The following is an 18952-nucleotide window of genomic DNA, read 5'->3' as shown; positions in this document are numbered from 1 at the left end:
TTAGTGTTTTTTAAGGGTTAATGAATCTGTGAATTGCGGCCCGGACGGTTTGCCGATATGCTGCGGCACGCTGATGGTATAAATTTTCGTATCAAAACGGATAAACCGGATGCTTAGCCAAAGCAGGGAAAGGAACGTGATACAAAAAACCAGAAAAAAATAGACCGGTCTGTCACCATGCAGGTCATTAAACCAGCGGCTGAACCTGTTTACAAGTTCCCGTATCATGGCCGGTTATTGATTAAGGTGTCGCGGTTAACCAGTGTTTCCCAACGTTCGATCAGGAACCCGTGGGGGTTATTGTCCGAACGGCTGACATTGCGCATATAGCCACTGGTAACCAGTAGTTTATGAATGGTCGAAGTGGCGCGGATCAGTTTTTCGGTGGCAAAACATTTAAAAGGATAGGGGTAGCTGTTCATGTTCAGCTGAATGCTGTCGACGGTTAAAGTCTGGCTGATGTTCCCGGAAATCAGGTTATTGTAATAGCTCTTTTCCTTGAGGTCATTGTACTGGTTGCGGGCGCTTTCGTCTGCGAGATATAAAGCTTTGCTGATATTTTCCTGAATGACCTTTTCGTCCGGATCAAGCGTGAAAAAGTAATGGTGGAACATTTTGATGTGGTCACGCGCTTCAACGGGCACGTTATCCTTCCGGTCTGCCGCAAGTGCTTCCAGTACTTTCCCGTTAGCCAGCACGTAGATCTGTGCAGACGCTTTTTGGTAAGCGGCAAAAGCAAACCAGATGGCCGCTACGGAAATAATAGCGCTTGTTAAAATGACCAACGCGACAATGCGTTTATTCTGCTGAAAAGCGGTTTCGATATTTCTGAGGTGTGTGAACATGATGATTATTTTTTTGGGTTACCATTAAGTTTTTCCAACTGTACGTCATTAGAACCCGCCGAGCGGTAACCATCAGCGATATGCCCCGGCGCATTAACGATATTTTTAGCGCCCTCAGCAATCCGACTTCCCGCGACCATGCCGGCAGTATATGAGCCTGACTTTACCGAACTCAGGCTGATAGACGTCAGATTAGTGACTTTATTGAGCAAGCCGTTACCGCCGCCGGGGTTGATGATATAACCGGCAACGGCGGGTACAGTGAAATAACCGACTATGCCGATCAATAGAAAAATGAGGTAGGCCGTATCGGTAGAACTGAAGAAGGTATCACCGGCCTGGTTAACCTGGGCGATATCCAGTTTTAGCATGTTTTCCTGTACTTTTCCGATAATGCTGCCGAAAATATTGGCGACAGGTAGCCATAGAAAAACATTGAGGTATTTGGCCAGCCAGGTCGTCAGCGTATGCTGGAAACCGTCAAATACGGACAGGCCGAATACCAGCGGGCCAAGGATAGCCAGAACAATGAGGTAAAAGGTCCGTATGGTGTTGATGCAAAGGGCGGCGGCTTCGTAGACGACCTGTAAGACCTCGGACATCCATTGTTTCACGCTGTTACGGAATTTATAGCTGGCCTTATCCATAGCGAATTTGACGTCATTGCCAATAGATTCAACTACACCTTCTCCGTTATCACTGTTTCCTTCAATATCCGGGTGTGTGTATTTATACCATTTATCACGACTACCCTCACCATCATCGCCTACATACATTTGCCAGGTATCTGTTTTTTCAATAGCCGCCTGTTTTTGCGCGAGCAATTTGGCAATGGCTGCATCCGAATTCTTCACCATGCCGCCTGTTGCGGTTACGACAGGGTTCATAATGCCGTTGATCACGGCGACCACCGTGGGGAATAACAGGATAGCCATGCCTAAAGCGAATGGTCTTAATAATGGGTAAAAGTCGACCGGTTCGGCACTGGCTAAGTGCCGCCACACACGGGCGGCGATATACCAGAGCGCGCCGAACCCGGCTATACCGCGGGCTATTCCGATCAACTCGCTGCACATCGGGAGCATTTCTGAATAGACGTTATCCAATACACCTTGCAGCCCATGAATATCATTGGCCAGCCCGTCGGCCCTGGAAAATAAGGGAATGAATATCCCCGTCAGCGCCAAAACGGCGCTTAGTGATAGCTTCTTTTTCATGATAATTTCTTTTAGTTTATGCCATACAGCTGCTTGAGCGTCTGGGTGTCATGCAGGTCTTTACTACGCTGCAAACTCAGCATCATCGCCTGCCGGTTAAAAAAGCGCAGGAATTGCAGTTGATCCGTACTGCCGGTATAAATGCGGTCGATGGCCCTTAACCGGTCATTATCCGACATCCGTAGTTGCCCGGCGGTCGTGACACTGGCCAGGTCATCTATATTGGCATTGCTCTGTTTGACCAACTGGCTATAGACATTGGTCATATAGTTGAGTTCGTTTGGGCTGAATGAACCGCTTTGCCGGAACAGGTTAGCATACCGTTTGTATTCATTGATGATATCGTTTTGCTGGTTAATGATCTGGCCGATCCTGGGGTTATTCCGGACCGCGGGATTAACCGCCATTAAACCGGTCAGGTAAATGTTATGCAGGTTAAAATTCCCTTTCGACAGATTGGAAATAGTACCATAGCCCTGCTGGTAGATCTGGTAACCCTTTTTCATATCGGACAGGATCGCTTTGAACTGGGTCAGTTTTTCGATATTCAGCAATAATTGCTGTAGTTCCGTGCTTTGCGCATGTGCCTGCGCGGCCGGAAGCAGGATGATGGCTAATGCCATAACCCCATAGCGCCTGAGTGTTTTAATGAGTTGCATACAAATGGTTTAAAGTAATTATATCCTGAACTTCCTGCTGCTTACTGCGCAGGTAGAGTTGCAGTTGCGACCGGAAACCGGCAACAAAACGATAATTGTCCTGCATGGCCTGATGCAATCTTGCGATTTCGCGAATACGTTCTTCGTCACTCATTTCGGTTTTTTGATCCGCAAGAATGATTTGCAGGTCATTTAACCGGGCATCACAATCGCTTAGCAGGGCATCGCATACCTTACTCACACACCTCGTTTCATTACCTGTTAATCCGTTTTGAATTTTTAGCTTATTAGTCCGCGTTAAAATGTCCCGTTGCCAGCGAAGAATATCATTGATCTGTGGGTTGTTCTTAACCGGGGCGTTAACGGTTTTCAGGTGGGTATAATAACTACTGTGCAATCCATATTCATTCCCGATATAGCTGCCAATGGAACCCAATCCACCTTTGGCGATGCTGTAACCTTTTTGAAGGTAGCCGCTGTATATTTGTAAAGCAGCGATCTGCTGATACAGATACTTCTTTTGGGTGCTCTTTTGTTTAAACCATTCCGAAAAGGTTTGTGCCTGTGCCGTAACGCCGAGCAGCAGGAACACACAGGTTAATTTAATGCAGGCCATAATAGTTTTTGATGGTTTTTACTTCATTCAGATCCTTGCTGCGGTGCAGGCTCAGGATGATATTCTGGTTATTATACTGTTTCAGGTCACCGTAATTCTCATCCAGCCGGTCCCCGGCCTGGTTGATAGCTTCCAGTCTTTGCTGGTCGGTCATCTGTGTTTTTCCGGGGTTAACAACCAGCATGATCTGATCAAGATTCTTGGCGCTGGCGTCGAGAATGCCCAGGTAAACCCGCTGCATCTCGTTGATCTCCTCTGGCCGGAAATGTTTATCTGACTGGAAAAGCCTCCAGGCCTGTTGATATTCGCCGACCAGGGCCACCTGTTTTAGCGTGAGATCCTTAATGCGCTGGTAATAGGTAATCGTCGATTTGACCTTCCATAATTCCTGGTAGTACTTGTCATAAAGCGAACGCTGCTTTTCCGACCAGTTGGAGATCTCGTTCAACCTGAATTTGGACAGTTCGTTCTCGATTGTTTTCTGCGCGTTTTGCAGCCAAATAGTTTGGTTCTGCATCCGTTGCACTTTCAGGTCGATGGCTTTGATCACTTTTTTAACGACCAGTTTGACTGCTTCCGCTGCTGCGATTTGTGCATATGACCGGCTACTGTAGCCCGCCAGTATCACGCCGATGATAATAATTAATTTTTTCATTACTTGACCTGCTTATAGATAGTTGATCCGAGGACGATCTGGTGATCTCCCAATTCGATAATTGGGCCATTAGGGTCGTTTAAAATCCATCTTTTTACACTCCACTCTTTTGGTTTCAATTGACCTTTCCTGATTTTTCGATAGCTGGTACGCTTCGTGGCCACATTCTCTTTTATAATGATGGTGTCGCCAGCAACGGAATATTCATTCTTCCAATTGGCAACATAGGTTCCATTATGGCTTCGGCCTCCGCAGGCTACAAATAATGTAGCTGGAAACGATACAAGGCATCCGATCAATAGTTTTTTCATGCGGCATTATTTTTAGATTGTTGTTCTTCCTGTACGATGACCGCAATGGCTTTGCGGATGTCGCCATATTTCTTCTTATAGGCTTTGACCTTAGCTTTTTCGGCTGATTCTGTCGTATACGTCCAGTACTCCTCACGGCTTACTTCCGTGCGGTAGACCCGTGATAACTGCCCGTTCAGGCTGATGAATACTTCCTTGTATTTATAGCGTTCGTCGTTGGCCCGGTTCATACTCATGATGAGCGCGGTTTCCTTATCCGTGATACCTAACAGTTGCTGTATTTTCGGGAAGTCGTTCTGGTACTTACGCTGGTCAAGCAGGATCTTGCAATCGCTGTTATTGATAATCGCTTGTTTGATGATTGGTGAGTTCAACACATCTTCGACATCTTGCGTTACTACTAAAGGTTCACCGAAGTGTTTCCGGACAGTTTTCCATAAATATCTAATATACTCTGCCATTCCCTCGCGCGCAATAGCCTTCCAGGCCTCTTCAATCAGAATGACTTTACGCACGTCTTTCGGTAACTTCCGCATTTTGGAAACAAATGTTTCCATGATGATCAATGTCACTACAGGGAAAAGTATTGGATGGTCTTTGATATTGTCCAGTTCGAAAACTATAAAACGATGTTGCAGCAAATCGAGATTTTCCCTGGCGTTTAGCAGGAAATCATATTCCCCGCCTTTATAATACGGACTAAGCACAAATAGCAGATTGTCGATGTCAAAATACTGATCCTTGACCTTGCTTTGCTTCATGGTTTCGTAGAAAGGCCCTTTTAAAAATTCATAGAAGCTATTGAAGCAGGCGGATTCAGGTTCGCTCCCATAGTAATGATAAAGCGCATCGGATATGGCGATGTATTCGGAACGCAGTACGCCCTCGTCTTCTTTTTTCCATAGTGCCAGGATCATCGCTTTAATGCTTTCCCGCTTTTCCGTATCCAGCGTATCACCTTCACCAACATAGAACGGGTTAAAACTGATCGGGTTGTCTTCCGAGTACGTGAAATAATAGCCGTCCACGAATTCACAAAGCCCTTCATAGCTGTGCCCGACATCTACCAGCACGATATGGGCACCCTGCTCGTAATAACTGCGCAGCAGATGATTGGTAAAAAAGGACTTGCCGCTGCCCGAAGGCCCTAAAATGAACTTGTTCCGGTTGGTCGTGATACCGTTCTTCATCGGTTCATCGCTCAGGTCGACATGCAGAGGCTTTCCGGATAAGCGGTCACCCAGGCGGATGCCGCAGGGTGAAAGGCTGCTGTGGTAGTTCGTCTCCAAATTGAAAAAACAGGCCGCCTGTTCGACGAACGTATCGAAGGTGTCATTCAGCGGGAAATTTCCGCTGTTGCCGGGCAGGCCGGCCCACCAGATCTGCGGAGCGCCATCCGTTTCCTGTTTGGGCTGCGCGTCCAGTTGGGCCAGTGCCGAGCTTACTTTGTTTTTGACCTCCTTCAGTTTCTCCTTATTATCTGTCCAGGCCAGGATGTTGAAATGTGCCTTGACCGGAAGCCGTTGCTGGCTGATCACTTCATGCAGGAACTCCTGTGTGGCATCACGGCCTATTGCGTTCTCGCGCGAGTATGCTGATAGTGATTGGAGGCGCAGCTTTTTGGCTTCCAGTTTTTTCAGGGTTTTGGCACTGTCTTCAATAAATAAATACTGGTTGTAAATATGATCGCAGTTGAGCAGGGCTCCTACAGGGCTCGCAAAACCGGTACTGAATTTCGTTTTGTCTGTACTATAGGGGTCGTAGGTGATCCTTGGTCCGCAAAGCGCCGGCAGGTCTTCTGGTTCGGCCAGCGTATACAACTGGCAGCGCTTGTCGCCGATCCTTAATTCATCTTTTAAATGGATATCCTTTAACTCCGGCGGATCTTCAGGATTCAGCAGAAAACAATATTGCTCCAGCAGACCGGGCGTTAAAAGCGTTCCGGCCAGTTCTTCGTCATTCAGACGACGCAATTTCACCAGGCCGCTGTCTTCCATGATCCGTTTGAACTGTCCCGCGCTATCCATAAAATCACTGAACTGGCCTTCGTCCGTGCTGATCGCCGGCGCGAGGTGCTTACGCATCAGGCTGCTGGCTGCGCTGATCACCGGTTTAAAGTTCTCCGGCCTTTTGGTCAGGATGATGTGGCAGCGGTGAGCCAGGTAAGGACGCTCGTGAAAGAAACGCTCGCTGGCATGGCTCAAAAAGGTTTGCTCGCTGAAGCTGGCCTGGTAGTTCGTTTCCACGAAACGGTCCTGCTTATGGAAAATACTGTTCTTCGGCAGCAACTTGATGGCTTTGACCCAGGATTGATGAAACGCCAGGTATTCATCATTAGATAAGGTGAATAGTTCCGGCAACTGCACTTCAAAGGCGATGCTCAGATCACCCTGCATGGACAGCAGGCTGTCATGTTCGACCTTATAGATCGGGAATATTTGCTCAGCGTTTTTCATAAAATAACCTCCTTGATCTGAATTTTAAATAGTCGGGCAAATATCTCCGGGCGTTCCTTTTCATCAGCCCGTGTTCGCCATACCGGTGGCTCAATTCAAAAACTTTATAGAAAAGGCCGCTGCCCAGGGCTGCAATGATGAGCAGGCATAGATAAATAGCCAGGCCGATCAGATACAGGACGGCGAACAATACGAGTAAGGCTACCAGTCCGCCGCCTAAATAGCCGATATACTGTGCTTTGAGCCCTTTGAACTCTATGGGGCGGTTGATCCCTTTATTGATCTGGTAACTCATACGCCAAAGAATGATTTAAGCACGGTGGCTACCACGACCAAAAAGATGCAACTGCCGAACCAACTGGAAGCTACTTTGCCGGTATCATGTTCACCATCGTTCCACTTTTTATAAACTTTGATCGCCCCGACGAGGCCCACGATCGCGCCGATGGCGTACATCAGGTTGGTGCCCGTATCGAAATAACTTTTTACCTGGTTGGTCGCTTCGTTGATGCCGGCATTGCCGTCCTGCGCAAAGGCATTGATGCTCATGATGAGTAGTGTAAATGCGGTATAAATACGTTTTAACTTCGTTTTCATAATCCTGGAATTAAAAGGTTAATGGCCACTCGGTTTCCTGCAGGCGGAAGGGTAAGTGGCTGTCCGCGAATTCGCGTAATGGCCGGATCACTGTGGGCAGGCTGATCTCGTCCCGGAACACCTCATACTGATTCAGTAACAGCTTGAATAGGGCAATGAACTCAGTTTTGTTATCGTTATCACGGAAGGCGTCTACGAGCATTTTGGCTTCTTCAAGGAGATCGTCAGATGGTCCTTTGGGAAGGGTCTGACCGCTGATGTCATCGGGTGATGCAGCGTTAAAAATAAATACTTCAGGATCATACAGCGACGTACCCGTCTCTGGTTTGGCAAGGCCCATGACGGAAGGAGCGGCGGAAGCTACCTCCGGTAATTCATTTTTAGTTCTTGTCCGGAGGAGACCGGGTAGGCGAGTCCGGTAATAGCGCAGGCCGACACAAGCGTACCAGGCGAGGCTGAACAAAAGGACGGCAGTAACGTATTGCTGCCAGGAAATCGCGTTCAACATATGCTTTCGTTTAGTCATCAGCGCACCAAGCGTTGATGTGAAAGCAAAATTACCGGGCGTCCAGTCACCGGGTTCATCCCTCCTTCATCAGGGGGGATCTATTGACTCATTAAAAAGTAAACGGCAGTATAATACAGAGCCAGAGAATAATCTAGGATAATCTGAATGTGGCGTGCGGCAAGGGATTCATGACTCGACGAACGTTTGAGCCGGAGGAATTACTTTATAACTGTTATATCCTCTCAGTGATATCGCTGTCGTTATCGGTTATATTTGATCCGCCTAAATTTAAAAGATAACTTTCTTTCACATTTAAGGCAATGGCGATTTTTCTTAATGTAGATAACCTGATATCTACCAGCCCTTTTTCAATTCTTAATAATTGATGGTGTTCAATATCAGCGAGCTGTGAAAATTTACGGACACCGAGATTTCGCCCGGTGCGAATCGATTTGATTCTTTTACCCAGGGATTCCTTAAACTCATTGTCACTAATTTCCATCAGTGAAATATCAAGTTAGTTTTAAAAATAAATGGTACATAATTATGTACCATTCTCAAATTATTTTATCTTAGCGGCATCGGTGACAAACATTCGGGACGAAGGTTTATGGAACACCGGACATATTTATTTGATCAATGGAAGTTATTGGCAAGACCAGACGAAAAAAATTCAACTATTTTGTTGGTATAGATGTATCGAAGGAAACACTTGATTTCGCAGTACTTAAAAACAGAGAATTGCTATTTCACGAAAAAATACAAAATGAACCTCAGCCTATAGGTGATTTTGTCGGGAAAATGAAAGCTATGGAAGGGTTTAAGCTGTCGAAGGGCCTGTTTTGTATGGAAAATACCGGCTTTTACTGTAATCACTTAATTAACGTATTCAGGAAGTCAAAAATTAATTTAGTCGTTGAAAACGCCGTTCATATCAAAAACTCAATGGGGCTGATACGGGGAAAGGACGATAAGATCGATGCCATCCGAATCGCCAGGTTCGCACAAAAAAATTGCGACGATCTGAAACTCTGGGTGGCTGAGAGACCGGTGATGACCAAATTAAAGAGCCTTGTCGCTATGAAGGAAAGGCTGCTGGCTGCGAAGATCGGATTGAAGTCTCCGATAGACGAGCAGCAAAGCTTTGTTACTAAAACACTTCAAAAGGATAATTTGATTGCCTGTAAAAGAAGCATCGCAGCCCTTGAATTTGATATCCTTGAGTTGGAAAAATCCATTGAACTCTTATTGAGCGACGACGAACGGCTCAGGAGACTCATGGAGCTGGTAACCTCTGTTCATTGCATTGGAAAAATAACGGCGAGACAGTTCATTATTTGCACGAACGAATTTAAGGATATAAAAGAAGCGAAGAAGTTTGCCTGTTATGCAGGGGTGGCGCCTTTTAAAAAGGAATCAGGGAAGCTGGTATTTAAACCGAGAGTGTCACACCAGGCCAATAAAAAGATGAAAGCCCTGCTGCATATGTGTGCGATGGTATCTTTACAATCGGATACGCCGCTTAAGCGATATTTTGACCGAAAGACAAAAGTGGATGGGAAATCAGGTATGCTCGTAGTGAATGCGATCAGAAACAAACTGGTGTTAAGGGTCTTTGCGTGTGTCCGGCAGGACCGGCCTTATTTAAAAGACCGTTTGCCGGAAGCACAGAGCTGTGCCCGTCCGGGAATGAAGGACTGAAAAAGACAGCTAGTAAATGCCTGTTATATCAAATGAATAGCAGCGGATGAACTATCAAAGAAACCAGGTTGCAGACTTAGCCACAGTATCAGTTGTCCGCTGTTAATGTGACCAAATCGATCAAAAAGAAAACGGTTTAAGCTTACGGTGGAGGTCAGAATAAGACAGGCTGTAAATGACCGTCACCATCAAAAAATAACAGCGGATGAACTATGAAGGAAACCAGGTTGGAGACTTAACGACAGTAGCAGTTGTCCGCTGTTTAATGTGACCACATCGATTTAAGGAGAAAGCTATCCCTGTTAAGCCGCCTGCTCCCATTACAGATGGCTGAGCACAGACGTTGGAAGATTTACCGGCATGAAAACGGCCTGAACGGTTATATAACTGACATTATTTTAGACAGAAAAAGATCAGCAAAGATTTAAACATTTTATAGGTCTTACCTGCTATGATGAATAATGAGCTCTGCCAATCTTTATGCAAAGATACATAGCCGGAAAAAGATTAGCAAAGATTTAAAAAATACATAGGTCTTACCTGGTGTGATGGATAATGCGCTTTGCCGGTCTTTTATCGGACTTGGCCGCTAAAAGACAAAAACCCGGTTCAATTTTCATTTTTTACGCGAGAACCAGGGCTCAAAAGTATGGCTTGTCCTGATGCCGGGTGTAAAAATATAAACTGATGGCAATGACTATATAAACGGCTATATTAAATATGGTATGATGGTCCGACATATAAACATTTTTGGTGGGCCTCCAGTAAATAGAAAGTATTACAAAGCGCGATAGGTTTAGCATTTGGATCACAAGTAAGCCAATACCCCAAAAGTATAATTTAGTTTTTAGCAGGCCGGGGTAAGCGATCACAAAAGCCGTGAAAAAGCTCATGACGCCGAAGCCAAGGCAATCATACCCTATGTGTACAATGTTATGGCCAACAACCAGCATCTGGTCAGCGGCCGTTTTCGTTTGGTAACCCAGCAGGTTTAAAATAACAGCACTGCTTTCTATAAGTACATATCTTAACCAGTTAATGAAATTAAGGTGTTCATCTAAAAACACTGAATATAGCTTCCCTTCTGGAGACATTACGCCGAGGTAGAAAACGTAAAAGCCATAAATAAAAGCAAACAGGCATAAAAATTTAATAACAAACTTTAGCGCAGGGCTTAGTTTTAGTTTATTTTCTTTCATTCGCCCGTTGTTTTAATAGCTCATCTATCTTGATATCTACCACTAACCTAAACCAAAAGCCTTGTATAAAGTGGAAGATCAGCCCGGTCCGGCCATCCAATATACCCAGTTTAAATATAATACGGTAAATAAAATATAGCATGGGCCTTACATAGCGCGGCAGCCTCCACCATATTTGCTTAAACCATGCCTTACGTTCATTGGGCGGTCCCCAAAAGCGGGGTTTAACAGTTTGCTGCCTAAGATTGAGCATACGTTCGGTTTCTTCAATCGCAAGTAAATCGCTGTATTTGTTATGCTTATCTATCCAAAAGCTAATATCATTTTCCTTTAAGTTTTCTTCTAATATATGGCCCTGTTTCCAGGTTAGAGTATTGCCGGGCACAACCAGGCGGTGGTCCATATTTTCGTTGATGTCCGAGAAGCCAACATTATACCTGATCATTTTAAGCATGTAAAAGGGGTAGTAGCTGCCATATTTTATCCACCGGCCTTTAAAAAAGTTTTTGCGGTTAAAATAGATACCATTAATATGTTGATGATCTTCGTCCCTGAAATTTTGCAGGATTTTGTATAACTCTGGCGTTACAACATGATCGGCATCCAGGCAAATGACCCACGGGGTTTTTATATCGAAATTTTTAAGCGCGAAATCCCATTGTTTCGGATGATTTTCAAACGGATGCTGCTTTATTGTTGCACCGGCCGCTTCTGCCATTTTTATGGTACCATCCATGCTGCCCGAGTCCATTATAAATGTTGCAGCATTTAAACCCGCTATTGATACTAGCAGCCGGGGCAGGTGCATTTCCTCGTTGTAAGTAAGTATAATGAAGGAATACTGCTGGTTCAATTTAGTTTTGCTTTTATCATCATGGATTTCCAAAGATAGGGCACCGCTTAATGTTTTTGCTGACCACATTTTTGAATGGCCGCCGATCTAAAGTGCACCGGTTCTCCTCTTTATTCAGCATATTAGGCAACGGCAGCATGACAGAGTTAAAATTGTAAGTCATGGTCTCGTTTTGGATAATCACTCATGTCCTATAATATTTTGGTAAAATTGAATATACTGCTGCACTAACTGATCGCCGGAAAAATCCTTGCGGATCATATCCGGGGCATTTTCTCTTATATTCATCATCTCGTTATGATGATTATTACTGATATTATTTATGGCTCCGCTAACCGAACTTGCGTTAGTTTCGCAGATCCACCCCAGTTTATTCCGCTTCACATATGCTGCTAAACCTACATTTTCGCTGATTAATACGGGTGTGCCCACACTCAGGCTTTCTATGACCACGTTGCCAAAATTTTCATCATGAGAGGGGAGCACTAACAGGTCATGCCCGCGGAGCAGGTCAAATTTATTATCATTGTAAAAACCGGCCCAGGTTATTTTATTCATTATTACCGGGTCATTTATCAACGCTTTCAAGTGATCGATATAAGCCTTATCTCCATCGCCTGCAATAGTTAAACGGAAATGTATGGTCACAGCGTTAAGGGCATTCAGTAAAATATCAAGGCCCTTTTTTTCTTCAATACGCGAGAAAAAGAGCAATTTTAATTCATCACCGGCAATAGGTTTCTCTTTACCGGCACCTGCTTCCAGTTTTACAAAGTTAGGGATAGTAGTAATACTTACCGGTTTTATGAAGTTTAATACAGATACGCTTTCCCTTTGTGCTGTAATGTGTATGTGGCATTTTGCCAATAGCTTTTTACCAAAAACATGATGGATCAGTTTTTTTTTGCCGGTGTTTTTATTGGAAAAAGAATAATCGCTTAATGTGCCTCTTGGAGACAAGATAACCGGGATACCCTTTAGTAAAGCGACCATACAGGCTAATACCGATACCAGGTTCCACCAGGCGTGTATATGTATCACATCAAACTCTTTGGCTCTTGTCCACAAAGCTTTTACCAATGCCGGCGAAAAGTGGGTATGATCTTTTGTAATGCGTTTAAAATAGGTTACCGTTACCCCATCAATATTTGTTGGCTTATTCGCCTCAACGGGTAGCTCGGCGGCACCGTTTGCCGTTGTCGCAAACATTTCTGTTGGTATATCCGCATTCACTAAAGCCTCGCAAAGCATGGCCACCGACATGGTGGGGCCGCCGTAAATATAAGCTGGCTTATAGGCCGCGCAAATCTGTAGTATCTTCAAACCTGTTTTAAAATTTTTAATGCGGTCAGTATCTTATGAATGATAAGCATGGTAATATAACTCCAAAAAACCGTGTTGATCAGAAATTCAAAACTTAAACCACGCCACATGATTTGAAACAAACCGGTAAAAACAAGAGCGGTACCTAAAACATAGCCACCAAAAAGCCTCTCCGCCTTCATGGAGATCAGCTGGGCAACCGCGCCATACAGGAACATCGATAAAAAAATCCCCAAAGTGCCGCCTGACAGGTACGCGTCAACGATAAACGCCGGTTTAGCGGACACGTTTGACGCCCGGTAAACAACACCGGCGTCATACACCCGTTCCATAACCAGGTCTTCGGTGTTTGGTTTTGATGGCCAAAATAAGCGTGGGATTATAGCTGCTCCTGATTGTTTTAACAAAGTTAACCCATAATAGTCAACCGATTTAGGCGTTGACTGGGTGAACTTGATGAACATATCAATTTCACTCAGACGGTATACAAGGAAGCCCCAGTTAGAATCATCATTCTCATCACTGTTCAATGCGGCATCAATTGCCAGTTGCGTGGCCTCATCAGCCGAGGTATCGCCAGACCATGCATTTTGCCTGAAAATTCTGTTATAGGTAGGCAACAACGTAAATAAAAGCAGCAAAAGCGGAATGAAGGTTGCCGCCACCAGTCTCTTGTAATTCGGATAAAGGAAAATACCTAAAATTAAAACGCTTAGGATAATGGGCTCTTTAAAACCGGAGATCAGGGCCTGGTAAAAGTTAAATGAATAAAAAGCTAAGCAAATAAGCGTGTTGGCGGGCTTTTTAAGGGGAATGGCGAAAGCAAGCGCTAATGTACCGGAAATAAAGCTGAGGGAATTTAGCTGGTAATAAAATTGCGATAATCCCGGTAACGTTAAAAATACAACGGAAACCGGGAAACTTATAACGGCGAACATCATCAGTAGGTTGGCCAGTTTATGTTTTTCGATATAATATTTTGACTTTACGGAATAATCCATAAAAACTAAAATGCCGGATACAAAAGCAGCGTGTCCTAAACAATAATATCGCTGGCATGTAGCCGTAGATTGTAACCTTTCGCGGTCAACTATGGTTTGACCCAGCTGTTCGAAGTTCTGGTAGCCCAAAGCGTCCATAAAGTAAAATATAGAAGTGCAGGCCATGTACCCGGCGAAAATTATCTGAACTAAAAAAATGGGCCTCATCAACTGCTCCGCAATTCCCCTGTCTTCGGGAAGCGGCTTTATCCAACCGGTTAAGGTCAGCGCAAAGATAAGGAACGAGCCAAGCCACGCTATCATGTATGATAGTTCATAATCGCTTTTTAACAAGGAAGCAAAGGCCCAGGGGATAAACAATACGATAATACGCTCTAATGCCAGCTTGTTATTTTTCATTAAACAGGGTATTTAGAATAGCATTTGCCTGGTGGCTAAAACTCCAGGGCCGGATCTCATGCTTTGCATTAAGGCCTAATATCTTCAATTCGGCCTTATTTTTTAGGAGTAGGCTTAATTTTGCGACAATAGAATCTGTTTGATCACTTTCGAATATTTCCCCGTTAACGCCCTGCCTTACCAGATCAATAGCGCAGCCGCATTTATCTGATACCAATACAGGTTTACCTGCGGCCATCGCTTCATTTACGGAGAGTCCCCATGTTTCTCCCGGTCCTTTTGAGGGTAAGCAAAACAGATCGCAAGCCTGGTAAACCGCGGGCATAACCGATTGATTCTGAAACCCTAGAACATGCACATTTGGATAGTTGCCGGCTTTGTGTTTTAATGGAGGCCCCAAAATGCCATCACCAACAAACAGCAAATGAGTTTTTGACATGTTCAAAGTTATAAAAGCATCCAGCAATAACTGCGGTGATTTTTTTTCTTCAAATTTACCGGCAAACAGTATCAATACATCACTATTGTCGACACTAAAACATTCCCTTATTTTATGGGCTTCACCGGTTTTGTCAGCGGCGAACCTGCCGTTGTCGATCGCATGAGGCGCAAAAGTCAGTTGATTATCCTTTAGACCATATTTTTTAAAATATGCCCTGTTCGCAGAACCCACGTAAAATGCGTGGTCAACGTAAGCATACACCCACTTTAAAAAAACAGCGCGTAATATCGCTCTGGGGCCTTTCCGATTATCAAGCAGGGTGGAATCACCCCTGAAATATACAGGTATCCTGTTTTTGAAATAACGGATGAGTTTTAAGTGGCTTTTATAAGCCCAACCATAAACCAACAGGGCATCAGCCTGCCAGGCCTTAATGTCATCAATCAAAGTGGGGTTAATTATGCCATTAAAGTGATGTGATCCGGGATCAGCCGAGGTGTTTTTAACCCATTCATAGGCATACCCGTCCAATAGCGGGGTATCCCACTCAACGATCTTCCTAAAACCGGGGTCGAATTTTTCTACAGCATTTTTACCCCAGGTATAAAATACTTTTATATCCAATCCGGGGTGTTGTTGCAGCAATTTAAAAACCGGGGCATAATATTGTACAGGGTGGGTTGTGATAATGGCCAATCTCATACCAGATCGTTTTTAAATCCTTCAGCGGTTTTTAACCGGTCTTTTACAACACTGTCAAAAAGTTTGCATTGCTTTAAAGCCATTTGCCTGGCCGAATATTTATCTAAAACCTGCGGGTCATATTGTGGCGACCCAAGTCCGCCGGTCATTAATGAGGATAAAAATAAATTGATATCTTCAGCCGTCACCGTTTCGTAATCATAAACAGTTTTAACGCCGTATTCTTTCAGTATTTTTATAGCTGAACTTGCCTTATTAAAAACCGCAAGTAGTGGTTTTCGCGACAGCAGGTAAGGGTAAATTTTTGAGGCCGTGTATCTGGGGTCATCAGATCCGGGGATAAAAACGGCATCCGCCTGTTGCAAGGTGAGTAATGTGTGATAATAACTTATCCGGCCGGTAATTTCAATCACATGGTTCTCTATTCCAAGCCCTTTTGCAATGGGCATTACCGTTGGTTTACCCTGCCCGTTTGGGGCATAACTTGTGCCGATAAAATACAATTTCAACAATTTAAAAGCCGCCTTATCTTTTGCTAATCCAACTTTCAATGATGTAAACAGCGGCGTTATGGATTTTTCCATATCGGCCCCACCCCGGCCGATGTACACGATGTTAGTATAATCTTTACAGAGCAGGTGGGGGAACTCTTTACTATATGTTTCCGCGATTTGGAGGTCCGGCGCAAATGCCCCGAAAGTAATGGTTGCGGAAGGTATGTCCTTGATGCCCGGATAGCGTTTTTTTAAATCGCTGATATAATCGTCAGAAACACTGATCAGCCCGTCTGCGCTTTTCATGGCAATAGGCTCCAGGTATTTATTTAGTCTGTAGGAGAACCAGTATTTAGGAGGTCGCTGATCTTTTGGCTTGTTCTGGTAATAATCAGAAAACCAGGGGTCCTGCATATCAATTATATAAGGCACACCGAAACGCTTTTTCCAATAAGGTCCCAAAACACAAACCGGAAACTGGGTGGTGGAGAAGTAGACGAGATCGTATTTATTGGCTTTCAACAGCTCATTTACCTTTTGTTTATAAAACCATAATGATCGCAAAGCTATACTCCCTAAGCCTAATTTTGAAGTAAGCGATTTTTTTAAAGCCTTTACCTTATGTATTTTCAAGTCAGTGGGTATGCTTTTTAGCAACAATTTATCATGAATGATATCTGCATATTTTTCATCAACCATAACAATTTCAGCATCCCAGCCGTAAGCCGCAAAATAAGGCAAACTCATACGCACCCGTTGCATATCGGCGGCGTTAGCAGGGGGGAAGTATGGCGAAATAATAAGCAGTTTCTTCAAAATATTATATTCTCCTCCACCATCTGTTATTTTTCATCTTTTTGCGTGCGGGCGCCCAATCGCAAACATCATCAATAATATCGTAAAATCCTTGTTGCTTTGCCGGGAGGTCATTCACTTCGATCCTGGTAATGAGTTCCGGTAAATTTTTATAAAAATCCCCGGTGCGGTAGGGCGGATGCAGTGACCATAGTCCTTTTCCGGCGCCCAAAAAATCTATGCGTTTTAAACGGTGTTTATGCATGTAAGCCCCGATGATATGCTCCGGCAGGTCGGCGTTGCTGTTTCCTCCCAGCAATGCCATTATTTGCCCGCGTAGAGGCGGCTTAGTCAATGCCAGTTTATTTTGGGTAAACCGACCCTTATCTGTCATAAATACCCTCGTGCTCATGCTGCCCAGTTGCCAGGTATAAGGTGCGATTTTTTTTATCACAAACTGGTCAGTCAGCACATCTGCATGATGGGGCGGACCGGGAAGCGGCCCTATTATAAAACAAGATGGGTCGTCTTCAAAAAATCGCACAGCTTCTTTAACCCACATGGTGCTGCCCCCGCCTATAAAAAGGTCAGAATCTAAATGAAAAACAAGATTATTTGCCGCTGTGTAAAGCCCGAAGAAATAAGCATAAAAAGGCCCGCCCCTGAAATCTTTGTCCGGTATGTAATCTGTACCAAAAAAAAACCGGGCGACCTTCCGTTTCATAACGGGGGAATAATCTACACCGACAATTTTTACGGCATACCTGCTTTTGATTTCATTTGAAAGAAAATTATCCAACAGGTCAGTATTTTTCTCCCATCCTTCGCCAAAGCGGCCCTTACTTGGGCGGGTGTCAACCGTTAATATGATCTCGTTTACCTGCCCCGCCAGGGCGCGCAGCTGGTGCTCCAGCAAATACCTGGCATGCGGATAATCAACGGGGGCCAGATTGATCTGAAGGCTAACTTTGTTTTTCAAGGCCGTTTTTTATAAGCGCAATCAATTTTGCAGATTCGATTTTCCAGGTATAACATTTCGCCGCTTCAACAGCCCTGTTTTTCGCTTCGCTTAGCGCAACGGGATCATTAAGCCATTTTTTGAGGCGGGCGATTTCTGATCCGGTTGGCTGTTGCCTTAACATAAACCCGGGTTTGTATCTTGCAAAGGCCTCATATTGACCTTCGGTTTCCGTTGCTATAACGGGTAACCCAGCCTGGATGTATTGGAAAAACTTATTGGTTATGGTGTAATTCCGGCTCAAAGGCGTGTTAAGTTCTAAGGCCAGGCCAATATCAAATGTTGCTATTTTACAGGCCAGATGATGTTCATCAACAAGGTGATGGAAGTATAACTGATGTTGTTTCGGTAATAATGAGCACAGCAGCCGCTTATACCCCTCATTGATATTGCCGAGCAGGTGAAACTCCAGCTGGTTTTGGAATACACCGCATAGACTGATAAATTGCTCCAGGCCCCTTCCGGGCCCGATGGTTTGCGAAAACCAAAAGAGCTTTAAAGGTTCCCCGGGCGGGTCGGGAAGACCGGTAATTAAATCAACAGGAAATACATTGTAAATAACTTGCGGGCGGGGGCTTGAATACGCTTCTGATAATTTATCAGCCAGTGCATTTGACGTGGTTGTGCAAAAAACACCCCTGTTTAAAGCAATAGCTTCGGTTTTTTGCAACAGCTGAACAGGCCTGGCCGCGCGTGCTTCAGGGAGCAGGTCTTCTGAATACCAGTCTTCGAAGTCAAAAGCGACCCTGAAACCCGTATCCATAAGCTTTGTGCCAATATAGGTTGCCATTTCCTGATGGCAGATATAGAGATCGGCGTTAATGGACTTTGCGGTTTTATAGTAGCGGGTGGAACCGTATGCCAGCGCAAAACTGCTCTCTATTTTAAAGTGACTTACCAATAACCGGCCAAGCCGGTGTAACAACCGATCAATAAAAGATGCAATGGTGAAAACGGAAACATTGAAAAGGATCTGCAGCTTTATATTGGGGTAAGCCTTTATGGCCTCCAGGTCTTGCCGGTATAAGTCCGCTGAAATTGTTCCCGTTAGAATTTGCACACTATAACCCGCTGCTGCAAGCGCGGTAGCCTCCTTTAATACCCTTGGATTACGGCAAAGATGCGACTGTGTAATAATACAGATTCGTTTAGACAATGGTT

Annotated in this window: 21 protein-coding genes; 1 reads left to right on the top strand and 20 read right to left on the bottom strand. The window is 44.5% G+C overall.

Going from position 1 to position 18952, the window contains the following annotated elements:
• From NPE20_RS05055 to NPE20_RS05000, 12 genes are all read right to left on the bottom strand, one after another.
• Positions 1-228 carry a hypothetical protein gene (locus tag NPE20_RS05055; protein ID WP_256537518.1) on the bottom strand — a complete coding sequence of 76 codons (228 nt, stop codon included), beginning with the start codon at positions 226-228 and terminating at the stop codon, positions 1-3.
• Positions 225-845, bottom strand: a complete 621-nt coding sequence (traK, locus tag NPE20_RS05050) for a conjugative transposon protein TraK (protein ID WP_256537517.1) — start codon at positions 843-845, stop codon at positions 225-227. Before traK ends, NPE20_RS05055 begins: the two co-directional genes overlap by 4 nt.
• A gap of 5 nt (positions 846-850) precedes the next feature.
• Positions 851-2062 carry a conjugative transposon protein TraJ gene (traJ, locus tag NPE20_RS05045; RefSeq protein ID WP_256537516.1) on the bottom strand — a complete coding sequence of 404 codons (1212 nt, stop codon included), beginning with the start codon at positions 2060-2062 and terminating at the stop codon, positions 851-853.
• An 11-nt stretch (positions 2063-2073) separates the two neighbouring features.
• Positions 2074-2721 (bottom strand): TerB family tellurite resistance protein, encoded by a 648-nt coding sequence (locus NPE20_RS05040; RefSeq protein WP_256537515.1) that lies wholly within the window; start codon positions 2719-2721, stop codon positions 2074-2076.
• Positions 2708-3337: a hypothetical protein gene (locus NPE20_RS05035; protein ID WP_256537514.1), complete on the bottom strand. Its 630-nt coding sequence runs from the start codon at positions 3335-3337 to the stop codon at positions 2708-2710. The genes NPE20_RS05040 and NPE20_RS05035 overlap by 14 nt, the downstream gene beginning before the upstream one ends.
• Positions 3324-3992 carry a conjugal transfer protein TraI gene (locus NPE20_RS05030; RefSeq protein ID WP_256537513.1) on the bottom strand — a complete coding sequence of 223 codons (669 nt, stop codon included), beginning with the start codon at positions 3990-3992 and terminating at the stop codon, positions 3324-3326. The genes NPE20_RS05035 and NPE20_RS05030 overlap by 14 nt, the downstream gene beginning before the upstream one ends.
• Positions 3992-4303 (bottom strand): hypothetical protein, encoded by a 312-nt coding sequence (locus tag NPE20_RS05025; RefSeq protein ID WP_256537512.1) that lies wholly within the window; start codon positions 4301-4303, stop codon positions 3992-3994. Before NPE20_RS05025 ends, NPE20_RS05030 begins: the two co-directional genes overlap by 1 nt.
• The gene (locus NPE20_RS05020; RefSeq protein WP_256537511.1) at positions 4300-6759 is read right to left on the bottom strand and encodes a TraG family conjugative transposon ATPase; all 2460 of its coding nucleotides are present in this window, start codon (positions 6757-6759) and stop codon (positions 4300-4302) included. Before NPE20_RS05020 ends, NPE20_RS05025 begins: the two co-directional genes overlap by 4 nt.
• Complete coding sequence (locus tag NPE20_RS05015) at positions 6746-7054, bottom strand: DUF4133 domain-containing protein (protein ID WP_256537510.1); 309 nt, start codon at positions 7052-7054, stop codon at positions 6746-6748. The genes NPE20_RS05020 and NPE20_RS05015 overlap by 14 nt, the downstream gene beginning before the upstream one ends.
• The gene (locus NPE20_RS05010) at positions 7051-7356 is read right to left on the bottom strand and encodes a DUF4134 domain-containing protein (RefSeq protein ID WP_256537509.1); all 306 of its coding nucleotides are present in this window, start codon (positions 7354-7356) and stop codon (positions 7051-7053) included. The genes NPE20_RS05015 and NPE20_RS05010 overlap by 4 nt, the downstream gene beginning before the upstream one ends.
• 10 nt (positions 7357-7366) lie before the next feature.
• Entirely contained in the window at positions 7367-7864 is a 498-nt protein-coding gene (locus NPE20_RS05005) for a hypothetical protein (RefSeq protein WP_256537508.1), read from the bottom strand.
• Positions 7865-8096: 232 nt separating this feature from the next.
• On the bottom strand, positions 8097-8366 hold the full coding sequence (locus tag NPE20_RS05000; RefSeq protein ID WP_256537507.1) for a helix-turn-helix domain-containing protein: 270 nt from the start codon (positions 8364-8366) through the stop codon (positions 8097-8099).
• Between the two features lie 137 nt (positions 8367-8503).
• Between NPE20_RS05000 and NPE20_RS04995 the strand changes: the two genes are divergently transcribed.
• Positions 8504-9565, top strand: coding sequence for an IS110 family transposase (locus NPE20_RS04995; RefSeq protein WP_256537506.1), 1062 nt, complete (start codon positions 8504-8506; stop codon positions 9563-9565).
• A 641-nt stretch (positions 9566-10206) separates the two neighbouring features.
• Here the strand turns inward: NPE20_RS04995 and xrtY are convergent.
• From xrtY to NPE20_RS04955, 8 genes are all read right to left on the bottom strand, one after another.
• Complete coding sequence (xrtY, locus tag NPE20_RS04990) at positions 10207-10764, bottom strand: exosortase Y (protein WP_256537505.1); 558 nt, start codon at positions 10762-10764, stop codon at positions 10207-10209.
• The gene (locus NPE20_RS04985; RefSeq protein ID WP_256537504.1) at positions 10751-11686 is read right to left on the bottom strand and encodes a glycosyltransferase family 2 protein; all 936 of its coding nucleotides are present in this window, start codon (positions 11684-11686) and stop codon (positions 10751-10753) included. The genes xrtY and NPE20_RS04985 overlap by 14 nt, the downstream gene beginning before the upstream one ends.
• A gap of 111 nt (positions 11687-11797) precedes the next feature.
• A complete protein-coding gene (locus NPE20_RS04980; protein WP_256537503.1) occupies positions 11798-12940 on the bottom strand; it encodes an XrtY-associated glycosyltransferase XYAG1 in 1143 nt (380 codons plus the stop codon).
• Entirely contained in the window at positions 12937-14340 is a 1404-nt protein-coding gene (locus NPE20_RS04975) for an exosortase Y-associated Wzy-like protein (RefSeq protein ID WP_256537502.1), read from the bottom strand. The genes NPE20_RS04980 and NPE20_RS04975 overlap by 4 nt, the downstream gene beginning before the upstream one ends.
• Positions 14330-15484: a glycosyltransferase family 4 protein gene (locus tag NPE20_RS04970; protein WP_256537501.1), complete on the bottom strand. Its 1155-nt coding sequence runs from the start codon at positions 15482-15484 to the stop codon at positions 14330-14332. Before NPE20_RS04970 ends, NPE20_RS04975 begins: the two co-directional genes overlap by 11 nt.
• Complete coding sequence (locus tag NPE20_RS04965) at positions 15481-16794, bottom strand: glycosyltransferase family protein (RefSeq protein ID WP_256537500.1); 1314 nt, start codon at positions 16792-16794, stop codon at positions 15481-15483. Before NPE20_RS04965 ends, NPE20_RS04970 begins: the two co-directional genes overlap by 4 nt.
• A gap of 4 nt (positions 16795-16798) precedes the next feature.
• Positions 16799-17752 carry a hypothetical protein gene (locus NPE20_RS04960; RefSeq protein ID WP_256537499.1) on the bottom strand — a complete coding sequence of 318 codons (954 nt, stop codon included), beginning with the start codon at positions 17750-17752 and terminating at the stop codon, positions 16799-16801.
• Entirely contained in the window at positions 17736-18947 is a 1212-nt protein-coding gene (locus tag NPE20_RS04955) for a glycosyltransferase family protein (protein ID WP_256537498.1), read from the bottom strand. The genes NPE20_RS04960 and NPE20_RS04955 overlap by 17 nt, the downstream gene beginning before the upstream one ends.
• Between the last annotated feature and the right edge of the window lie 5 nt (positions 18948-18952).

Origin of the sequence: Mucilaginibacter aquariorum (assembly GCF_024498135.1) — a bacterium.
GTDB lineage: Bacteria > Bacteroidota > Bacteroidia > Sphingobacteriales > Sphingobacteriaceae > Mucilaginibacter > Mucilaginibacter aquariorum.
This window is presented reverse-complemented; position numbering and strand designations above follow the sequence as displayed.